We start from the raw sequence: 18,587 nt of genomic DNA, 5'->3' as shown, positions 1-18,587 counted from the left end.
GAATGTGAACTGCTTCCGAAGACTGGTAAGCCTGCATGTTTTTTAGATACTGGAATTTTTGAAGCATTATTTTCACAATACTTCAAGTTACCAGTCAGTGTAATTGAAACTCAATGTTACACTATGGGTGATGAAAAGTGTGTTTTTGAGGTAGAGCCTCTGCCTATCAAAAATTACTAATCATCATTAAATTTTATAATTGTTGTTGTAAGATAAGGTTTTTCATTAGAAAATCCTTTAATAATCTTTTCATCTTCTCTAGTGCAGTTTTGCACGGAATAAATTTCTTTAGGCCTATTTTTTTCTTCGATGGTTTTTTCCAGGTCAGTTGTATTTCTGGAAGCTTTCATTAATACAACAGAATCACTATATTCCAATACTTCTGATAATCGTTCATCAATTTTAGGAACGATAGTCAAGATGTCATTTTGTTCAACAAGTGCTTCGTTTTTAGCGGCAGCACAGGCAGTAAATGATGTGATTCCAGGGATTGTTTCAATTTCGTATCTTCCAGCTAATCTTTTTTGCACATATGAATATGTACTGAATATTGAACTGTCTCCAAGAGTTATAAATGCCACATCCCTTCCGCTGTCTAAGTATTGGGCAATCATTTCTGATGCGCTTGTCCAAACTTTTTCAAGTTCCTCTTTATCTTCAATCATTGGGAATATTGGTGCCACAATCATTAATCTTTTGTAATCTTTTCTTTCTTCAAGTATTGGTCTTACAATAGATAATGCAATGCTTTCTTTTTCTTTTGAGGATTTCGGTGAGAAAATGACGGGTACAGTTTTTAAAACATTAGCCGCTTTTAAAGTAAGTAGTTCTGTATCTCCAGGTCCAACACCAATTCCTATCAGTTTTCCTTTTTTTTCCATATAATCACTTTATTTAAGAATTATTTAATTTGATAATTATTTTTCAAATGCTCTTTCTATAATTTATTTATAGTATATTAACTAATATAATCTTAATGTCTAATTCTATTTTTTGTCCAAATTGTGGTATGCTTAAAAGTAATTGTACTTGTAAAACAAGCGGTAAAAAGAAAACTAAAGGTCCAACTAATTTATTTAGTTTTTCTAAAAAAATTACTTCTTCAATTTTAGATGATGAGATTCCTGAAGTGTATTCCGTGGATGACCATAAGTTAGATGAAGGTACAATCGCATATCTAAAAGAAATCTACCCAAATATTGATGATGAGATTATTGAAAATTTTCCGTTTGAACGTCCCAGAGTGGGACAGTTGGATATCATTCAGGATATTAATGATGCTATCAGAAAAGGGTATAAGTATATCATATTGGAAGCGGGCACAGGTACAGGCAAATCCGCAATAGCTACAACTTTGGCTAAAATGTATGAATCCGCATATATTTTAACAATGACAAAGCAATTGCAGTCACAATACTCTGATGAATTTGATTTTCCATTAGTAAAAGGCAGAGGCAATTTTGCCTGTTTGAATGATAATTTGGAAACTACCTGTGACATGGGTACCTGCAAAACAACACCTACATCAAGCAATTTTTTCTGCCAATATGGTGTTGCTAAAAATCCAACTTTGGATGCAGAATTAGCTTTTGAGGATTCATTTGGCGGAACTATTTTTTATCAATCTGGTAGCCACTGTCATTACTGGAATCAAAAAGCTAATGCAATAAACTCTCCCATTACATTAATGAACTATGATTATGCCATAGTGGAATTAAATTACGTTAAGCATTTTGGGACTCGTTCTTTATTGATTTTAGACGAAGCACACAATATTGAAAACAAATTGATGGCAACTATGGAAGTTACTCTATACAATAGGACTCTTGAAAAAGATATTAATAAGGCAATTTCTCCACAAACATTAAAAGATGGTGAACTTGAAGATTGGAAAATGGAAATAGAAGCTATTGGGGAGAGTTATGGGGATATTGATTTAAAAAATGTAACTAAAAATAAAGCAGACAGGATTAAATCAACAATTTCAAGACTAAAAACTCTTAGGGACAATCTTGAAAAAGAACCTGGAAATTGGGTCATTGATAGTGATGAATTTGGAGTCACATTTAAACCGTTAAGAGTTCATCATTATGCTAAAAATAATTTATTGAAGTACGGGGATGTTGTTATTTTTATGAGTGCAACAATCCTTTCTCATAAAATGTTTTCCAAATGGTTAGGGTTAAATCCCGCTGAAGTTTATCATATTAAGGTAGATAGTCCATTTACAAAAGAAAAACGGCCTATAATTCTCAATCTGGCCGGCAAGATGTCTGCAAATAGGATTAAAAATACTGCTCCTAAAACAATACCTATTCTGCAAGAAATATTAAAAAAGCATGAGGGAGACAAAGGATTAATTCACACACATAGTTACAAATGCCAAAGGTATATTACCAATAATTTGTACAATTCACGTTTAATATCTCACACACCACAAAACAGGGAGCAGATATTGAATTTATTTGAAAAAGACGAGAATCCTCTAGTTTTAGTTTCGCCTTCAATGAGTGAAGGTGTGGATTTACCGTATGATAAATGCAGATTTCAGGTTATCTATAAAATACCTTTCCCATATCTTGGCGATAAGCAAGTAAATATGCGAATGAAACGGGATAAAAAATGGTATGCTTATAAAACTGTAATGACTCTTATGCAGGCCTACGGCCGTGGAATGAGGGCAGAAGATGATTCATGTTACACCTATATTATTGATAGTGATATTAATATGCTATTCAAAAGCCCAATGTACAGATCTCTAATACCTGACTTTTTCAAAGAAGCGGTAGTTAGGATTAAAAATTAGCGGACCTGGAGGGATTTGAACCCCCGATCTCAGGATCCGAAGTCCTGCGTCATTCCTGACTAGACTACAGGCCCATAAAATAAAAATAATAAAAGTTATTCCTCATTTTTACCTTCTTTGGAATCGATGGAAATTATGGGAATATCTTCAATGTCTTCAACTTCAGCGAAAATATCGTCAATAGATTCGTTTTCAAGTATTACCTGTTCATATTCTATTTCTTCTATTTCTTCAGCAGTCAAACCTTTTTTCTCTTTAGGTTTTTCACGTGCCGGAGGAATGTCCTCAATATTTTCTTCAATTGGTGCGGTTTTGGTTTTAAAAACAGTTTTTGGTTTTTTAAGATTATTTTTTAAATCATCGAAATCGAATTCACCTATTTTGTAGGATTCCTTGTCCAATGGAATGTTGCTTTTTGGAATTATATTTTCATCATTTTCCATTTTTTCGCTTTCGTTTTGATCTTCATTTTCAATGGAGTCAATACTATTTGAAATATTTGACAGAGGATTTTTAAATCCGATAACTCTGTATAATCCATAAATTAAAAGTAATAAACCAAGTATGATGAATATTACAACAATAAAACTGTTTTCTCCTGAAATAACATTGTCTACAATTTTATCACTGCGGGAATTGAAAGTTATTGCAGCTAAAACGATAAAGATTAATCCTAAAATAGTGCTTACAACTCCTAAAACGGGGGTTCTGCCAATTTTAGCATTCATTATGTTATCGAAGCTTTCACTTATTTCTCCGGTAATGGCATCGCCGACATCGTCCATTTCAGAATTCTCTTCAGAATTTTCACTTTCATTAGGTGTTTTAATAAGAAACTCTTCATCAATTGGGTTTTCTTCCAAATTAACTGCATAGTCTTCATTGTCGTCAGGGCGATAAATAAATTCATCATCAATTTCTAAATCGCCATAGTCGTGATTCTCATTTAAATAATTAATTAATTCACTATCTTCTTCAATATCTTCAATATTGCTGATATCTTCATCTTTAACAGAATTAATCATTTCTTTGAGATTAGAAATCCTATGCTCTTTTTCTTTAGAATCTTTCATAAAAAGACCTCAGTGATAGGCTCTCCAGGTATGTTTACATTTGGCACATGTAAAAATACGTGTAGGTGCTTCATCGGCACTACGGGTTTGCTTTAATTCATAATAAGCTTCATCATGCCCACATTCAGGACAGGTTTCTTTTATGGTTGAACGCATATCATCAACTTCACCAAGCATTTTAACATTCTCATGTTCTTCAATTTCTTCTGAAACTTTATATTCTTCGGTATTGTCAAGTTCATTAGAATATCCGCATGAATTACATTTTAAAATGCCATTGTTAGGAAGCATCATTGCTCCACATTCTGGACAAAATTCCATTTAACTCCTCCTCTATAACTTATTAATCCCTCTTATCTATGTAATCTTTTTTTTAATATATTTAAATATATACCTTAAAAAGTAGTTTTAGCTTTATTTAAACAATCTTTGATAATTATTTCATGGTCGAATGCAAGTTCAATTTCATCTAATTTTTCAAATGAAAATATGGCTATTTCTTTTGCATCACTATCTGCTTTCATATCTTTAAAATTTCCTCTTGCTGTATAAGCTATTGTTATAGAGTGACCTCTTGGGTCTCTATTCGGTTTGGAATATACTCCCACCAAGTCTATAAGTTCAACATCGATGTTAGTCTCTTCTTTTGCTTCTCTTATGGCTGCATTTTCTACAGTTTCCCCATATTCGACGTATCCTCCAGGTATTGCCCACTGATTTTTAAAAGGATTGTTTTTTCTTTTAATTAAAATAAAATTAAAATCATCATCAAAAATAAATATATCAGTAGTGATTGAAGGAATTTTATATTCGCTCATTTAACCACTTAAAAAATGAATAATGAAGCTATAAAGCTTCGTCAATAAGTTTTTTAAATTCAGAACTTTCTTTTTGAAGTTCTTCTGCAGCTTGTTTTAATACTATTCTTGGCCTTTTTCCTCTTTTTGTTTTGATGGTCATTTCTGGTTTTCCAGTAAGAGGGTGATCAATATTATAAACAGCATATTCAACATCAGGGTTTTGCATTAAAATGTGTCTAAGTGCATTAAAAACGCCATGACTTTCATCTTCTACTCTAAATGTTAATTCTAATGTTTTTTCTTCAATAATTTTAAAATTCTCATCCATTATATCAACCTTAATTAATCAATGTAGTTTTTAGAAACTTTTCTTTTTTCTTTTTTATTGCATGTATTACATTGAAGTTCATTTTGCTTTTTGGTTGTGTGCATGAAATCTCTACAACGAGTACACATGGCTTTCAGAACTCCACAATCATCATCTACAGTACCTAAATCAACATTATCTCCAGTAATTTTAACTACTTTTGCTTGAACGATGTCTCCTATTCTAAATGCATCAGATAATTTTTCCAAGTAATCTTTTTTTGCTTGTGATATGTGGATAGCTCCCATATATGGTAATGCTAAAGGTCTTGCATTGTCTTTTATACATTCAATATTTACATTAGCTCTTTGAGGTTTAATATCAGTAATTTGTCCATAAACAATGTCTCCAACTTTTAATAAAGCTGGTTTGGCATCTGAATCAACAGATATAACCTTCATTTTTTGATTAATTTTAACATTACCAAGTACTGATGATTTTATTTCACCATTATCATCATAAGTACCTTCTCCCGGAAGATATTGTTCTACGATTCCAAGTTTATCTCCAGGCATTACAATTTGTTCTTCTTCTATACTCATATTAAAATCACCAAAATAAAGATTTAATAAAATAATTTTATTTATATTACTATTTAAATTATTTGTATCTCTCATGGAATAATATTTCGTCAAGTTGATAGTTTTTCCATTCTCTTTTGTCCAATACAATTTCTAACTCTTGGGGTGTTAATAATGGTTTTTTATACATCTGCGAATCATCAATAGCGATTCTTGGACAAGCGCTTACAACAAACGCTTCTAATTCCAAATAGGGTAGGAGTATATCTGGATTTACATTATCTGCCAATATTATATAAGCTTCCATTCCTTTTTCTTCAAGAGTTTTTTTAATTTCTTTTGCAAGAGCCATTCTGTATTGTCCTTCCTTCGATGATACGATAATTCCCCATTTTTTAGCGCTTCTTGCCTTTGTTATTCTGGCAAACCTTATTCTCAGGATTCTGTCTGCATATTCATCCATTCTTCTAATTTCACTATTGTACGGATCAAGAGCTAAAACAGGAGTGTTTGTAAATAGATTAATTCCTAATGGGTGGAAATTTCCACTGCCTATGAATAGAAATATTTCAGCATCCAGATTCTTGATTGATGAGAAGTTGCATCCAAGCACTTGTCCTTTCCTGGTTGATTTTGAAGATCCAAGAACCACTTCTTTTCCATTATCTTCTAAAAAATCCTTTATTTCATTTAAAAGATGCAGATGTTGTGTTGTAGTCACTAATGCTATTTTCGAGTAATCCTTCAGAACATCCAGTGACTTCTCCAAATCCTTTTTGATGTCAATGTTTGAAAATGCTTCAATGAAAATTGTGGGAACCTCATACTTTAGGGGAAGCGGCGTGTGTCCGTAGTGGACAATCAGGTCAACGGAACCTTTCATCTTGTAGTCGCTAACATCGCACGCTCCGAAGCAGGGGTCTCCTGATATTATGACGGTGGCTTCGGTTTCACTTTCGATTGCACGGGCAATCTTCACCGCCTGCATTTTCAATCCTTCGGGAAACTGCAGGCCAACGGTTTCTGCGTTTTTGGAATTAATCTTGCGGATTACCTTGTCCAAATCCATATTATACATTGACATTTTAATCTTCGATTGTCTTTTCAATTACTACTTTTCCGTCGATGACGTCCAGTTTAACGATGGACAATATTTCCACGCCGGTTTCCTCTTCAACTTTCTTTTTCCCGTCGCCCTTTTCAATCACGGCAACAGCGGATTTGATTTCCAGACCTAAATCCTTTAAGGTGTTGAGCAATGCGATGAATGTTCCTCCGGTACTTACCACATCATCGATGAGCAATATCCTTTCGCCTGGATGTAAGTCATTAATATAGAGGTCTGATGAGCCGTAGCCTGTCTTCTGATATACTTCTTTTTCTCCTTCGAGGCCATATTGTCTTTTACGGATTACGACAAACGGAATGTCTGTTGCAAGAGATAGTGCAGTAGCCAAATGTATTCCCATGGCTTCGACAGCAACAATCTTGTCAATGTTTAAATCGGCATGTTTATAAACTGCTAGGGATAATTCCCTAAGCATTTTAGGATCCATTGCAGGAACTCCGTCACTTATAGGATTTACAAAGTAATTATAATCTCCTTTCTTCACAATAGGGGACGCTTCCAATGATTTCTTTACTTCTTCTAACATGGTATCACACACAAATTATAAAAACTTATTAAATATAAATATAATTTAATACAATTATATAATTTTGCTAAAATGAATTATTATTAAAGTGATTACAATGGCAATGCTTGGAAGTTTAGGAGAAAATCTTACTAATACTATGAAAAAATTAGTGGGAATGTCTGTTATTGATAAAAAGACAATAAAAGAAGTTGTAAAAGATATACAACGTGCTTTAATTCAATCTGACGTTAATATTAAATTAGTTTTAGATTTATCAAAAAAAATTGAAAACAGGGCTCTTGAAGAGGAACCGCCAAAAGGTATTACTCCAAGAGAACATGTAATAACAATTATCTATGAGGAAATGGTAAATCTTTTAGGCAGTGAGGCTGCAGGTCTGGACATTAACCAAAAGCCTTATAAAATCTTATTCCTGGGTCTGCAGGGTAGTGGTAAGACAACTACCATTGGTAAGTTATGCAGATATCTGCAGAAAAAAGGTTTCAATCCGGCGGTTGTTTGTACAGACACATGGAGGCCGGCTGCATATGAACAATTAAGGCAGCTTACAGAGGAGATGGATGTTCCGTTATATGGTGATCCGAATAATAAGGATGCTCTTGATTTGGCTCAAAAAGGTTTGCAGGAATTCAAAAACAGAAAAGTTATCATCTTCGATACTGCAGGTAGACATAAGCAGGAAGAAGATTTAATTGCTGAAATGGATGAATTGGATAACATCATCAATCCGACTGAAGCCATTCTGGTAATTGATGGAACAATCGGTCAACAGGCTGGTGAACAGGCAAGAGCATTTTCACAGGCAACCGACATCGGGTCAATCATCATTACAAAATTGGACGGTTCTGCTAAAGGTGGTGGAGCAATGTCAGCTGTAGCCGAAACCGGTGCTCCAATCAAATTCATCGGTACAGGTGAAAGAGTGGATGACTTTGAATTATTTGACCCTCAAAGATTTATTTCAAGATTGCTCGGTATGGGTGACCTTCAAAGCCTCATAGAAAAGGCTGAGGAAAATATTGATGAGGATATTGCTGAGAAAACCATGAATAACATGCTGACCGGTAAATTCACATTAATGGACATGAAAAACCAGTTCGAAATGATGAACAAGATGGGTCCTATGCAACAGGTATTGAACATGATACCGGGTATGGGAAACAAAATCCCTAAAGAAGCTTCCAAAATGACTGAAGAAAAGATTGAGTCATATAAGATTATGATGTCCTCAATGACTGAAGAAGAAATGCTGAATCCGAAAATCATTAAACAATCCCGTGTTCAGAGAATAGCCAGAGGGTCTGGGGTCGATGAAAGTGAGGTTAAAGAGCTTTTAAAATATTATAACAATACTAAAAAGACTATGAAGGGCATCGGAAGACGTGGTGGTCGTTTGGGCGGCGGAGCAATGAACCGTATGATGGGACAATTCATGAACAGATAACATGTATGATTTAGCTAAACAGATTTTGGATGCAACTGATGGTAAGATTTGTAAAAATTGTCTTGGCCGTAAGTTGTCTAAAACAATTGACGGGTCAAACAATATTGAACGTGCCGAAAAAGTATGTGGGGAGCTGAATATTGATTTGGATGATGCAGGTTGCGTTATCTGTGATAATCTATTTGATAAGCTCGATGAAAATCTATATGAAAAAATCGATGAAAAAATCAGTAAACTGGGCATTGAATTTGACACATTTCTGGTAGGTTCCAAAATCAGCAAGGATATCCAGAAAAGGGATGAAGAATTATCGTCACAATTTAATTTAAGTGTTGAGACTATAAAAAAGGAAGTTAACAGGTTAATTGGCCTTGGAATTTGGCAACGTTTTGATAAAGATGCTGAGTTTGAAAGCCAAGATATTGTTTTCAACATTGATTTGATTGATGAGCCTAAAGTAAGAATTCAAATCAATCCGCTGTATATTGAAGGCAAATACAACAAATTCAAACGTGGCATTCCCCAGACAAAATGGCCATGCAGCAAATGTAAGGGTCGGGGATGTGAAGAGTGCAACTATACAGGAAAACAATACCCTGAATCAGTTGAAGAATTAATTTCTGAGCATTTTTTAAAGTTAACCAAAGGCAGAGAAGCCAAATTCCATGGTGCCGGCCGTGAAGACATTGATGTTTTGATGCTTGGTTCAGGAAGACAATTTGTCCTTGAAATAAAAGAGCCGAAAATCAGGAAACTGGATTTAAAATCTGTTGAAGATAAAATTAATAAAATCAATGAGGGTAAAACTTCTTATCATAATCTGCAGGTTTGCAAGAGAAGCAGAAAAGCAATAATTAAACAATCTTCACCTGATGCCTATAAAGTCTATAAGGCACTGGTGGAATGTGAAGATAATTACGATGAAGATAAATTAAAGGAATTGTTGAATCTTGGTGAAATTAACCAGCAAACCCCCCAAAGAGTTTTAAGAAGAAGAACTGACATGATTCGTGTAAAAAGCGTTTTGAACACATCATATGAAATAATTGATGATAAAAGATTTTCAATGACTCTTAAAACTGAAGGCGGTCTTTATATTAAAGAATTGATTTCAGGCGATGACGGCAGAAGCCAGCCTAACGTCAGCGATATTTTAGGCGTCAAGGCAAAATGCATACAATTGGATGTAATTGAAGTAAGTGAGAAGTAGATAATATGGCAGATGAATTTACACATTTAACAGATAGCGGTGTGCACATGGTTGAAGTGGGCGCAAAACCGGATCAGAAAAGAAGAGCAATTGCAAGCGGAAAAATATGTTTAGATAAAAATACAATCAAATTAATTCAAAATGAAGAAATAAAAAAAGGAAATGTTTTGACTACTGCTCAAATTGCAGGAATACAGGCAGTCAAGAACACCTCTTCAATAATTCCCCTTTGCCATCCTTTGGCTTTGACAGGTATAGAACTTGATTTTGAAGTTAAAGACACAGAAATAATTGCTACCTGTGCAGTCAATACATTAGGCAAAACCGGAGTTGAAATGGAAGCTATCACCGGTGTCAGCGTTGCGTTATTGACAGTCTGGGATATGGTGAAAGCTGTTGAGAAAGATGAGAACGGACAGTATCCTGATACAAGAATAAGTGATATTCAAGTTATCAAAAAGGAAAAAATATAAAGTTTATATATCATGAAAATAAAAGTTATATAATAGTTATTTTTATGAATTAATTTAAAGGGAGATTACTATGGCAAAAAAAGATAATAAGATTTCTATGCCTCAAACAGGTGCAGGTTTAGTAAGATATTTTGATGAAGAAAGTGTAGGCCCAAAACTTTCTCCTGAACATGTTATTGTTGCTACAATCATTTTAGCAATACTTTGTTTCGTTTTAAGATATTCTGCTTAAAATTATTGTTTTTTCAAAAAACAATACTACTTTTTTTTATTATATTAGATATTATGTTGACCAAAAGAATTATTCCATGTCTAGATTGTGATTTACAGGTTCCTGAGGGAAGGGTTGTAAAAGGTGTTGAATTTAAACAGATTAAATATGCAGGAAACCCTGTAGACCTGGCAACCCGTTACTATGAGGAAGGAGCAGATGAAGTTGTTGTATTGGACATCACAGCATCACATGAAAGACGTGCGACAATGGCTGACGTTATAGACAGGCTTACAGAAAACGTTTTCATGCCTATATGTGTCGGCGGTGGAATAAGAAAGGTTGACGATTACATCAAAATGCTTAAGGCAGGTGCCGACAAGTGTTCCACAAACACTGCGGCCATTAAAAACCCGGAATTGCTTACTGAAGCTTCAAAAGTCGTCGGATCACAGGCCGTCGTCATTGGAATAGATGCCAAAAGAAGATATGTTGAACATCCAGATGATGAACCTGACAAAATTGTTATTGAAACCGATAAGGGATATTGCTGGTTTGATACAAGCATTTACGGCGGACGTGAATTTACAGGAATTGATGCAATCAAATGGGCTCAGAAATGCCAGGATTTGGGTGCAGGTGAGATTCTCTTGACCAGTATGGATGGTGACGGAACCCGAAACGGGTATGACATTGAGCTTAATAAAACAATCAATGATGCTGTTGACATTCCGGTTATAGCCAGCGGCGGTGTTGGAGAGCCAAAACATATTTTGGAAGTTTTTGAAAAGACTGACGTTTCAGCGGCCCTTGCAGCAAGTATCTTTCATTTTAACCAATATTCAATCGGTACCGTTAAGGAGTACTTAAAAGACAATAATGTGGCTGTTCGCTTATGATTATCAAAGCTCCAATCGATTTGGAATTGACCCAACTGTCAGGTCAGACTTCACAGCCTCCCTGGAGACAAGTTAACGATTCATTTAGGGAAGTCGTATTCGTCAATGAAAAGCCGGTTCTTTTTGATGTAAGACAATCAAGAGAGTACCTTGATTTTGATTTTACTGGGGACGTTTCTAAAAAGGAATCTGTTTCTAGTTTAAAGTATATTTATGATTTGGATTTTGATTTAAATAAATTTTATAAGTATTTGTCCAACCAGGCGGAGCTTTGTGAGATGTCCGAGTTCTGCAGCGGTTTGAGACTTTTTTTAGCAAAGGATGAATTTGAATGCATCATATCATCGATTTGTTCTGCCAACAATTCCATCAAACGCTGGACAAAGTCAATCAGCGATATGAAATGTAAATGGGGAAACAACTATTTTGATGATTTCTATACTTTTCCGGACAAGTCCATAATTCAGGATCTGTATGAGGATGACGATGAAGAATCGTTGATTTGCGGAAAATGTATTGGAAATAACTTGAAATCATGTGGGGTTGGTTACAGAGCACCCTATATGAAAAAGGCTTCAGAAATATTTACACTTGAAATGGACCTTTCGGAAATTCCTAAAATGTCTTATGACGAAGCATTCGAGACCATTTTAAAGGTTCCGGGTGTCGGTCCGAAGGTTGCAGACTGCATTTTGCTTTACGGTTTTAACTTTAGGGAGGCGTTTCCTTCAGATGTTTGGATAAAACGTATTGTTTCTCATCTCTACTTTGACGGTAAGGATATTCCTGTTTCAAAGGTTCGTGAGTTTGGAATGGATGAGTTCGGCGATAATGCAGGTTATGTTCAACTCTACATGTTTCATTATGCGAGAATGTCCGGATTGATGAGCAAACTGAAAAAATAATTGTAAATTAACTTATTTTAAACTTTTAAAAAGAATCTTTTTTTAATCTTATTTTTAAATTTAAGCAAACATTTAAATAGTATGGTTTTTTCAAAGCAATTTTTCAAAGTGAAAACAATTTTTAAGGCATAATATTGCTTGAAATTTATATATAAGGACAAATAAAACAAGTATTTCGTAGGAGGTGATGCTGCTATGGACAAAGAAAAAATGAGATTCATCTCAGCAGTCATAATGTTGATTACTGCATTACTTAACCTGCTGAGATATATTAGGGGATTAATTTCCCATAATACTTACTCATATTTTTCTAGTTCGATAGTATTAATACTTCCTACATTTATTAAAAAACTTTTTTTGGGGGGTTATTAAATGTTAAAGCTAGTGATAATGTTAATTCAAATTATATTATGTTTAACAGTAATTTTCTTGGGATATAAGATCAAGGAATACTTGAATATTGTGATGGGTGTATGCCTGTTGGTACTGTCAATATTTTAATTGTAAGTAAAGTATTTTTTTTGCCTATAGAATAATTAACATCAGCATAGATTTAAACAAAATAAATTTCATAATTATAATTTTAATTTAGCCGATTTCACATTAACGGACAGCTTTTAGAAAATCAAATAAGATTTTAAACGATGATATATCAAAGACTTTTCAAAAACAGATTTCCCATTCAAAAATGCAATCGTCAATGGCAACGACTCAAATATCTTTATAAAAAAAATATGATAAAGAACCTCTGGAACAGGGGCGATAGCACGGTAAATCTAGGTACATTAGTATCTACAGCTCGTGAAGTAAGAATCCTCGACGTCTACACGTCGAGGTAGTTCAATAAAACACAGGTAGGTTATATGGCAAGATTCATTAATCCAAATGGAATCAATATTGTTTTAGTCCAACACACAGAAAAATAATCTTATATTCTATAAACGCCAAATATTCATACAATGGAAAAGAAAAATTTAATCCTTTTAATCTGTACAGTATTGTCGTTTTTCGCTGTATTTGCCGTAAATGCAGTCATGGTTGTAATTCCGTCAATAGCGGCAGAATTCCACATGAGCAATATTGTTCAGAACTGGGCTGTAATTATCTTTTTATTGGTTGTGGCAGTATTGTCCGTTCCGGCAGGCCAGATTTCCGGAAAATATGGTCTTAAAAAAGTCACAATCATAAGTGTCGTATTGTTTATTATCATATCCATTTTCAATATTCTTGTAACTTCTTCCGAGCAGTTTTTATTGTGCCGTCTGGTATTGGGGATTTCCCTGGCGTTTTTCAACGTCACTTCAATGGCAATGGTTGTAACAGTATTTGACCCTGAAGAGAGGGGAAAGGCATTGGGAGTAACCATTACTGGAGTATATATTGCATTGTCCCTTTCACCGGTTCTTGGGGGGGTTCTGAATTATCAGTTGGGCTGGAGATCTGTAGTTTTATTCGGTGTTCCATTCCTTCTTGTCATTCTGGTGTTACTTTTAACCAAGGTTGATGAAGAGTGGATTACATTTGAAAACGTGCCTCTCGATGCAAAGGGGGCACTGACATACGGTATTGGGATGGTATTGTTCATGTATGGTTTTACAATACTGAATCAGCCGTTGGGAGTGATATTGACAGTTTTGGGTATAGTTGTTTTGCTGATTTTTGGAGTAATAGAATTGAGGCAAACTCATCCGGTATTCGATATCAGGTTTTTCAAAAATCGTAAATTCCTTTCATCAAATTTCGCGTCATTGTGTGCATATCTGGCCACATTTGCAGTTACCACAATCCTGAATTACCATCTGCAGTATGTCAAAGGATACGATTCACAGACTGCAGGAATAATCCTGCTTGCAGCACCGTTATGTCAGGTAATCCTTGCTCCGATTGCAGGCAGATTATCAGATAAGCATGTTCCGCAGGTCCTGGCAGCCATTGGAATGGGACTTGGAACAATATCATTATTCCTATTCTCCTTTTTAAATGAGGCAACATCTCTTGAATTTTTAATCGTTTCCATGATAATCTATGGTATCGGATTCGGGCTGTTTTCACCGCCTAATACGAATGTCATAATGAGCTCAGTTCCGCCAAAGGACACATCGGTGGCATCAGCGTCCGTTGCAACAATGCGTACGGTTGGCCAGGCGATGAGTTTGGGACTTTTGACACTGGTGTTTGCATTCGTGATGGGTGATGTTCCTATTGTGGAGCAGTACTATCCTCTACTGATAAGCAGCTGTCAGATAACCTGCATTATCTGTGTGGTGTTATGCATAGCGTCTGTATTCGCTTCTCTTGTGGGGATTAAATCTAATGATGGAGTTTAAGATTTTTACCAGCAATATTTAATTTTTTAAATTAAAATTAAGCCATAACTACCATAACTCCACGCACACTGATCCGTTAATGTTTTTTGAATATTTTGACCTATACAATGCTTCTCTTTTAAATTTTTTCAATGTTTTGTAGTCTTCATTAAAAACAGAACCTTTAATGTAAATCATTATGAAATCTAAATTATTGGTTTTGGAATCCTCACAAAATTCAATAATTTTTGGATAATCTGGGAAGTAATTGTTGAGTAATGGTGTAATTTCATGGATATAGTCAATAATTTCACTGTGTTTTCCAATAAAATTCTTTATTAATTTATCAAAATTAGTGTCATTTACCATAGTTGTCAATCCGGTGTATGCATTTTCCTATGGAATTTGCATTTCCAATTTTTGAGACATAACAAGTTTCATAATTTTGCCTCCAGAATTTCTTTTTAATTTAATTTCAATTATATTGGAGGCTCTATTTATAATTTTACTTTATTATGAGGTCAATTTTACAAAGTAAAAGCAATTTTGAAATAAAAATAAAAAAATAAGGAAAGATAAATACTTATCTTTCTTCAACGGTGACCTTATTCATTTTGTCACCTTGGCGGATTGCATTCACAACATCCTGGCCTTTGATAACCTGACCGAATACGGTGTGAACACCATCCAGGTGCGGTTGTGGTGAGTGGGTAATGAAGAATTGGCTTCCTCCGGTGTCTTTACCGGCATGTGCCATGGATAATGCACCAGTACCGTGTTTGTGAGGGTTTCCTTCGGTTTCACATTTGATGGTGTAACCCGGTCCTCCGGTTCCGTTACCGATAGGGCATCCTCCTTGAATTACGAAGTTAGGGATTACTCTGTGGAAAGTTAATCCATCGTAAAAGCCTTCATTGGCTAATTTTTCAAAGTTTGCTACAGTTCCAGGTGCTTCATTTGGGAACAGTTCGAGTTCAATGTTTCCCTTGTCAGTTTCGATTATTGCGACTTTCATTTTATCACCTAATTATTATATAGTTTAATCTATTATTTACTTCTATGTTAAATATGTTTTCAGTGTTTGAAAATATTTTGGCTTTGGGTCTAATTTTTTGTGGAAATTGCAAATGTGTTAGATGCTATTTCAAGTAATGTAAAAATATTATTGCACTTTATATTAATTTTTAAATAATATGACTTATTTAAATACTATAAGAGGTAATTACAATGGCTAATAAGAATATGATAATTGCATTGATTCTTTCATTCATATGGTCAGGATTAGGTTTAATCTATGCCGAAGACACAAACAGAGGTATCATTCTGGCTGTCTTGGCTGTAATCGGTTATGTATTGTTATATTTGGTAAACCAAATCTTTGGAATGCTTGTCTCCATTGTTTGGATTTATTCCTTGTATGCAACTTACAAACAAGTCAAAACCGTCAACGGTGAATAGAATACAAATCCTATTTTTTTCTTTTTTTAAATAATGCTTGAAACTTAGCTGTTTTTTAGATATTTGGATAATTCGTAGAAGTATTTATAATAGATGAAATCTTAAAATACTAATGATTAAATAATGTATGGAGGTTTAATATGAATACTGAAGAATTGATTAAGATTGAAGATGATTATTTCATTAACACTTTTACAAGACAACCTGTGGTTTTGGATCATGGTAATGGGGTAAGAGTTACAGATATCGATGGAAATGAGTACTTGGACATGTTTGCGGGAATAGCTGTAAATGCATTAGGTCACAATCACCCAAAACTTGTAAAGGCTATTCAAAATCAGGCTGAAAAGCTGATTCACGTTTCAAGCATTTATTACAATGAACCTGCTTTGATTTATGCTAAAAAATTAATTGATAAAACCAATTTTGACAGAATATTTTATGCAAACAGCGGGGCTGAGGCAAATGAAGGAGCTATTAAGCTTGCTGTAAAATACACAGGTAAAAGTGAAGTAATTTCCACTGTGGATTCATTCCACGGAAGAACAATAATGACTTTGGCAGCTACCGGTCATGAGGAATATCACGAACCATTCAAGCAGGTGATGCCACAGGGATTCATAAACGTTCCATATAATGATATTGATGCCATTAAAGAGGCAATTACAGAAAATACTGCTGCAATCATCGTTGAACCTATCCAGGGTGAAGGTGGAGTGAACGTTCCGGATATTGACTATCTCAAGCAAGTTGAAGAGCTTTGCCATGAAAAAGATATTGTATTTATCGTAGATGAAGTTCAAACAGGTTTTGGAAGATGTGGAACACTTTTTGCTCACGAACTGTTTGATGTTAAACCTGACATCATGACAATGGCTAAAGGAATTGGTGGGGGAGTTCCAATGGGTGGAATTCTCGCAACAGAAAAAGTAGCTAGCGCTTTTGTGCCTGGTGATCATGGAACCACATTTGGTGGTGGTCCTTTAGTATGTGCAGCGGCAAACGCTATTTTAGATACCTTTGATGAAGAAAACATCTTGGATAATGTTAATGAAGTCGGCCAATACTTCATTGACGAGCTAAAAAAATTAGATAAGGACATCATTGCCGATGTAAGAGGTAAAGGTTTGATGGTGGGCTTGGAGTTAACCAAACCGGGTGCGGAATATGTCGATAAACTTCGTGAAGCAGGATTTTTAATTAATTGCACTGCTGGAAATGTTTTAAGATTTGTACCTCCATTAATAATTACAAAAGAAGACATAGACGAATTTGTAAAAGCTTTGGATGAAATTTTATAATTGAACAATCAATTTGGAGGTCTTTTTATGGCAAGACAAGTTGAATACTTATGCAATACCTGCGGATATACTTACACTTCCATAGATAAAATATTTTGGATTGATGATAAAGGTGAGGTTATTATTAAACCGTTGGTAATGTCCACATCTGCTGAAAGTGCCAATGCTTCTGTTAAGGGATTTTTTGCAAAATATTTCTGTTATGAATGTCAAAAATTCGTAGATAAATTCATTATCTATAAAAAGTCTTCCGAAATGGAGGATGGGGAAATAATTCAATTACTCGAACAGTCCAGTGAAAATTCAAAAATCATTCAATTTGATGATGCATTTCAAAAATGTTTAAACTGTGGAGGGGAATTGCCTTCCAAAGCGGACTATTCATTTGCACTGGATATAGATGGTGAATTCCATATTGGTGAGGACGATTATGACTTCTCAAATGGTGAGGCATTTAAATTTGCAGGGGTCTATCATGGATACTTCTGCTCAAAATGTAAAAAACAAATTAATAAATTTGTTATCACAGAAAATAAAGCAGATTTATCGGATTCTGAAATCAAAGAAATTCTCAATGAACACACCAATGATTTAACAATATTCATTCGCCGTGATTTTGATATATGTCCGGATTGCGGTGAAGAAGTTTATTACCTTAATCAAAATTCAACCTGCCCAAGCTGCAGAAGAGATAGTTTAACCATTGTAAGTCACATGATGGTTGACTAAATCTTCCATTTTCTTTTTTCTAATACTTTTTTCAGTGTACTTGATAGATTCAATGTTTTAATTTTTTCTAAATCCACCCACATCCAGTCCGTATGTTCATCACTTATTTCAACGTTGCCGGTCATGTCTTTTAAATACATTATTATTTGCACAGTCCTTTTGTGCATGTAATCGTTTTGGATGGCTTCAGCAAAGTCTCCAACTTCAGCATCCAAATTGGTTTCCTCTTTTATTTCCCGGATTAAAGCATCAACAAAAAATTCTCCTTTTTCCACCTTGCCTCCTGGAAGTTCCCACATTTCAGGGTCGGTTCTTGATTTTGGATGTCTTTTCACGATCAGAATTTCGCCATTTTCGTTTTTAATTATTCCTCTTACAGTAAGTCCGTATGGTATGTCCATTTTATCACAATATTAGTTATTTTTT

At 34.5% G+C, this 18,587-nt stretch carries 24 protein-coding genes and 1 tRNA gene; 13 read left to right on the top strand and 12 right to left on the bottom strand.

The window, feature by feature from the left end; translation table 11 throughout:
* A partial coding sequence (locus Q4Q55_RS01250; RefSeq protein ID WP_303371006.1) for a 4-vinyl reductase occupies nt 1-180 on the top strand: 180 nt, incomplete at its 5' end.
* On the opposite strand, the gene cobI is transcribed toward Q4Q55_RS01250, so the two are convergent.
* Nucleotides 177-881 (bottom strand): precorrin-2 C(20)-methyltransferase, encoded by a 705-nt coding sequence (gene cobI / locus Q4Q55_RS01245; protein ID WP_303371005.1) that lies wholly within the window; start codon nt 879-881, stop codon nt 177-179. The genes Q4Q55_RS01250 and cobI overlap by 4 nt on opposite strands.
* Nucleotides 882-976: 95 nt before the next feature.
* On the opposite strand from cobI, the gene Q4Q55_RS01240 reads away from it, so the two are divergent.
* Entirely contained in the window at nt 977-2,806 is a 1,830-nt protein-coding gene (locus Q4Q55_RS01240) for a helicase C-terminal domain-containing protein (RefSeq protein WP_303371004.1), read from the top strand.
* Here Q4Q55_RS01240 and Q4Q55_RS01235 read toward each other — a convergent pair.
* From Q4Q55_RS01235 to hpt, 8 genes are all read right to left on the bottom strand, one after another.
* Nucleotides 2,807-2,880 (bottom strand) — tRNA-Arg (locus Q4Q55_RS01235). It lies immediately after the preceding gene.
* Between the two features lie 21 nt (nt 2,881-2,901).
* Complete coding sequence (locus Q4Q55_RS01230; RefSeq protein WP_303371003.1) at nt 2,902-3,879, bottom strand: topoisomerase IV; 978 nt, start codon at nt 3,877-3,879, stop codon at nt 2,902-2,904.
* Nucleotides 3,880-3,888: 9 nt separating this feature from the next.
* On the bottom strand, nt 3,889-4,200 hold the full coding sequence (locus Q4Q55_RS01225; RefSeq protein ID WP_303371002.1) for a transcription factor S: 312 nt from the start codon (nt 4,198-4,200) through the stop codon (nt 3,889-3,891).
* 74 nt (nt 4,201-4,274) lie between these two features.
* Nucleotides 4,275-4,697: an NUDIX hydrolase gene (locus Q4Q55_RS01220; protein WP_303371001.1), complete on the bottom strand. Its 423-nt coding sequence runs from the start codon at nt 4,695-4,697 to the stop codon at nt 4,275-4,277.
* Nucleotides 4,698-4,725: 28 nt separating this feature from the next.
* Nucleotides 4,726-5,010: a DNA-directed RNA polymerase subunit L gene (locus Q4Q55_RS01215; protein WP_368660127.1), complete on the bottom strand. Its 285-nt coding sequence runs from the start codon at nt 5,008-5,010 to the stop codon at nt 4,726-4,728.
* An 11-nt stretch (nt 5,011-5,021) separates the two neighbouring features.
* A complete protein-coding gene (locus tag Q4Q55_RS01210; protein ID WP_303370999.1) occupies nt 5,022-5,588 on the bottom strand; it encodes an exosome complex RNA-binding protein Csl4 in 567 nt (188 codons plus the stop codon).
* 58 nt (nt 5,589-5,646) lie between these two features.
* Nucleotides 5,647-6,651: a diphthamide biosynthesis enzyme Dph2 gene (gene dph2 / locus Q4Q55_RS01205; RefSeq protein ID WP_303370998.1), complete on the bottom strand. Its 1,005-nt coding sequence runs from the start codon at nt 6,649-6,651 to the stop codon at nt 5,647-5,649.
* A gap of 1 nt (nt 6,652) precedes the next feature.
* Nucleotides 6,653-7,222, bottom strand: a complete 570-nt coding sequence (hpt, locus tag Q4Q55_RS01200; protein ID WP_303370997.1) for a hypoxanthine/guanine phosphoribosyltransferase — start codon at nt 7,220-7,222, stop codon at nt 6,653-6,655.
* A 97-nt stretch (nt 7,223-7,319) separates the two neighbouring features.
* Between hpt and Q4Q55_RS01195 the strand changes: the two genes are divergently transcribed.
* The 8 genes from Q4Q55_RS01195 (at nt 7,320) to Q4Q55_RS01160 (ending at nt 14,694) form a co-directional block, all read left to right on the top strand.
* Nucleotides 7,320-8,669, top strand: a complete 1,350-nt coding sequence (locus Q4Q55_RS01195) for a signal recognition particle protein Srp54 (RefSeq protein ID WP_303370996.1) — start codon at nt 7,320-7,322, stop codon at nt 8,667-8,669.
* Nucleotide 8,670: 1 nt separating this feature from the next.
* Nucleotides 8,671-9,879: a tRNA pseudouridine(54/55) synthase Pus10 gene (locus Q4Q55_RS01190; RefSeq protein ID WP_303370995.1), complete on the top strand. Its 1,209-nt coding sequence runs from the start codon at nt 8,671-8,673 to the stop codon at nt 9,877-9,879.
* 5 nt (nt 9,880-9,884) lie between these two features.
* A complete protein-coding gene (gene moaC, locus Q4Q55_RS01185) occupies nt 9,885-10,352 on the top strand; it encodes a cyclic pyranopterin monophosphate synthase MoaC (protein WP_303370994.1) in 468 nt (155 codons plus the stop codon).
* A gap of 70 nt (nt 10,353-10,422) precedes the next feature.
* Nucleotides 10,423-10,584, top strand: coding sequence for a preprotein translocase subunit Sec61beta (locus Q4Q55_RS01180; protein WP_303370993.1), 162 nt, complete (start codon nt 10,423-10,425; stop codon nt 10,582-10,584).
* 53 nt (nt 10,585-10,637) lie between these two features.
* Nucleotides 10,638-11,462 (top strand): imidazole glycerol phosphate synthase subunit HisF, encoded by an 825-nt coding sequence (gene hisF, locus Q4Q55_RS01175; RefSeq protein WP_303370992.1) that lies wholly within the window; start codon nt 10,638-10,640, stop codon nt 11,460-11,462.
* Nucleotides 11,459-12,367 carry a DNA glycosylase gene (locus tag Q4Q55_RS01170; RefSeq protein ID WP_303370991.1) on the top strand — a complete coding sequence of 303 codons (909 nt, stop codon included), beginning with the start codon at nt 11,459-11,461 and terminating at the stop codon, nt 12,365-12,367. Before hisF ends, Q4Q55_RS01170 begins: the two co-directional genes overlap by 4 nt.
* Before the next feature lie 195 nt (nt 12,368-12,562).
* A complete protein-coding gene (locus tag Q4Q55_RS01165; protein WP_303370990.1) occupies nt 12,563-12,739 on the top strand; it encodes a hypothetical protein in 177 nt (58 codons plus the stop codon).
* 587 nt (nt 12,740-13,326) lie between these two features.
* On the top strand, nt 13,327-14,694 hold the full coding sequence (locus Q4Q55_RS01160) for an MFS transporter (protein WP_303370989.1): 1,368 nt from the start codon (nt 13,327-13,329) through the stop codon (nt 14,692-14,694).
* Nucleotides 14,695-14,742: 48 nt separating this feature from the next.
* Here the strand turns inward: Q4Q55_RS01160 and Q4Q55_RS01155 are convergent, their stop codons facing one another.
* Both Q4Q55_RS01155 and Q4Q55_RS01150 read right to left on the bottom strand, forming a co-directional pair.
* Nucleotides 14,743-15,042 (bottom strand): hypothetical protein, encoded by a 300-nt coding sequence (locus tag Q4Q55_RS01155; protein ID WP_303370988.1) that lies wholly within the window; start codon nt 15,040-15,042, stop codon nt 14,743-14,745.
* 214 nt (nt 15,043-15,256) lie between these two features.
* On the bottom strand, nt 15,257-15,688 hold the full coding sequence (locus Q4Q55_RS01150) for a peptidylprolyl isomerase (protein ID WP_303370987.1): 432 nt from the start codon (nt 15,686-15,688) through the stop codon (nt 15,257-15,259).
* A 212-nt stretch (nt 15,689-15,900) separates the two neighbouring features.
* Here Q4Q55_RS01150 and Q4Q55_RS01145 point away from each other — a divergent pair, with 212 nt between their 5' ends.
* From Q4Q55_RS01145 to Q4Q55_RS01135, 3 genes are all read left to right on the top strand, one after another.
* On the top strand, nt 15,901-16,131 hold the full coding sequence (locus tag Q4Q55_RS01145; RefSeq protein WP_303370986.1) for a hypothetical protein: 231 nt from the start codon (nt 15,901-15,903) through the stop codon (nt 16,129-16,131).
* A gap of 140 nt (nt 16,132-16,271) precedes the next feature.
* Nucleotides 16,272-17,432: an acetylornithine transaminase gene (locus Q4Q55_RS01140; protein ID WP_303370985.1), complete on the top strand. Its 1,161-nt coding sequence runs from the start codon at nt 16,272-16,274 to the stop codon at nt 17,430-17,432.
* 27 nt (nt 17,433-17,459) lie between these two features.
* Nucleotides 17,460-18,161, top strand: coding sequence for a hypothetical protein (locus Q4Q55_RS01135; RefSeq protein WP_303370984.1), 702 nt, complete (start codon nt 17,460-17,462; stop codon nt 18,159-18,161).
* On the opposite strand, the gene Q4Q55_RS01130 is transcribed toward Q4Q55_RS01135, so the two are convergent.
* Nucleotides 18,158-18,562 (bottom strand): NUDIX domain-containing protein, encoded by a 405-nt coding sequence (locus Q4Q55_RS01130; RefSeq protein ID WP_303370983.1) that lies wholly within the window; start codon nt 18,560-18,562, stop codon nt 18,158-18,160. The genes Q4Q55_RS01135 and Q4Q55_RS01130 overlap by 4 nt on opposite strands.
* Nucleotides 18,563-18,587: the final 25 nt, after the last annotated feature.

The organism is Methanobrevibacter sp. (assembly GCF_030539555.1).
In the GTDB taxonomy this organism is placed as follows: domain Archaea; phylum Methanobacteriota; class Methanobacteria; order Methanobacteriales; family Methanobacteriaceae; genus Methanocatella.
The sequence above is the reverse complement of the archived record's forward strand: the minus strand, read 5'-3'. Positions and strand labels throughout refer to the sequence as shown.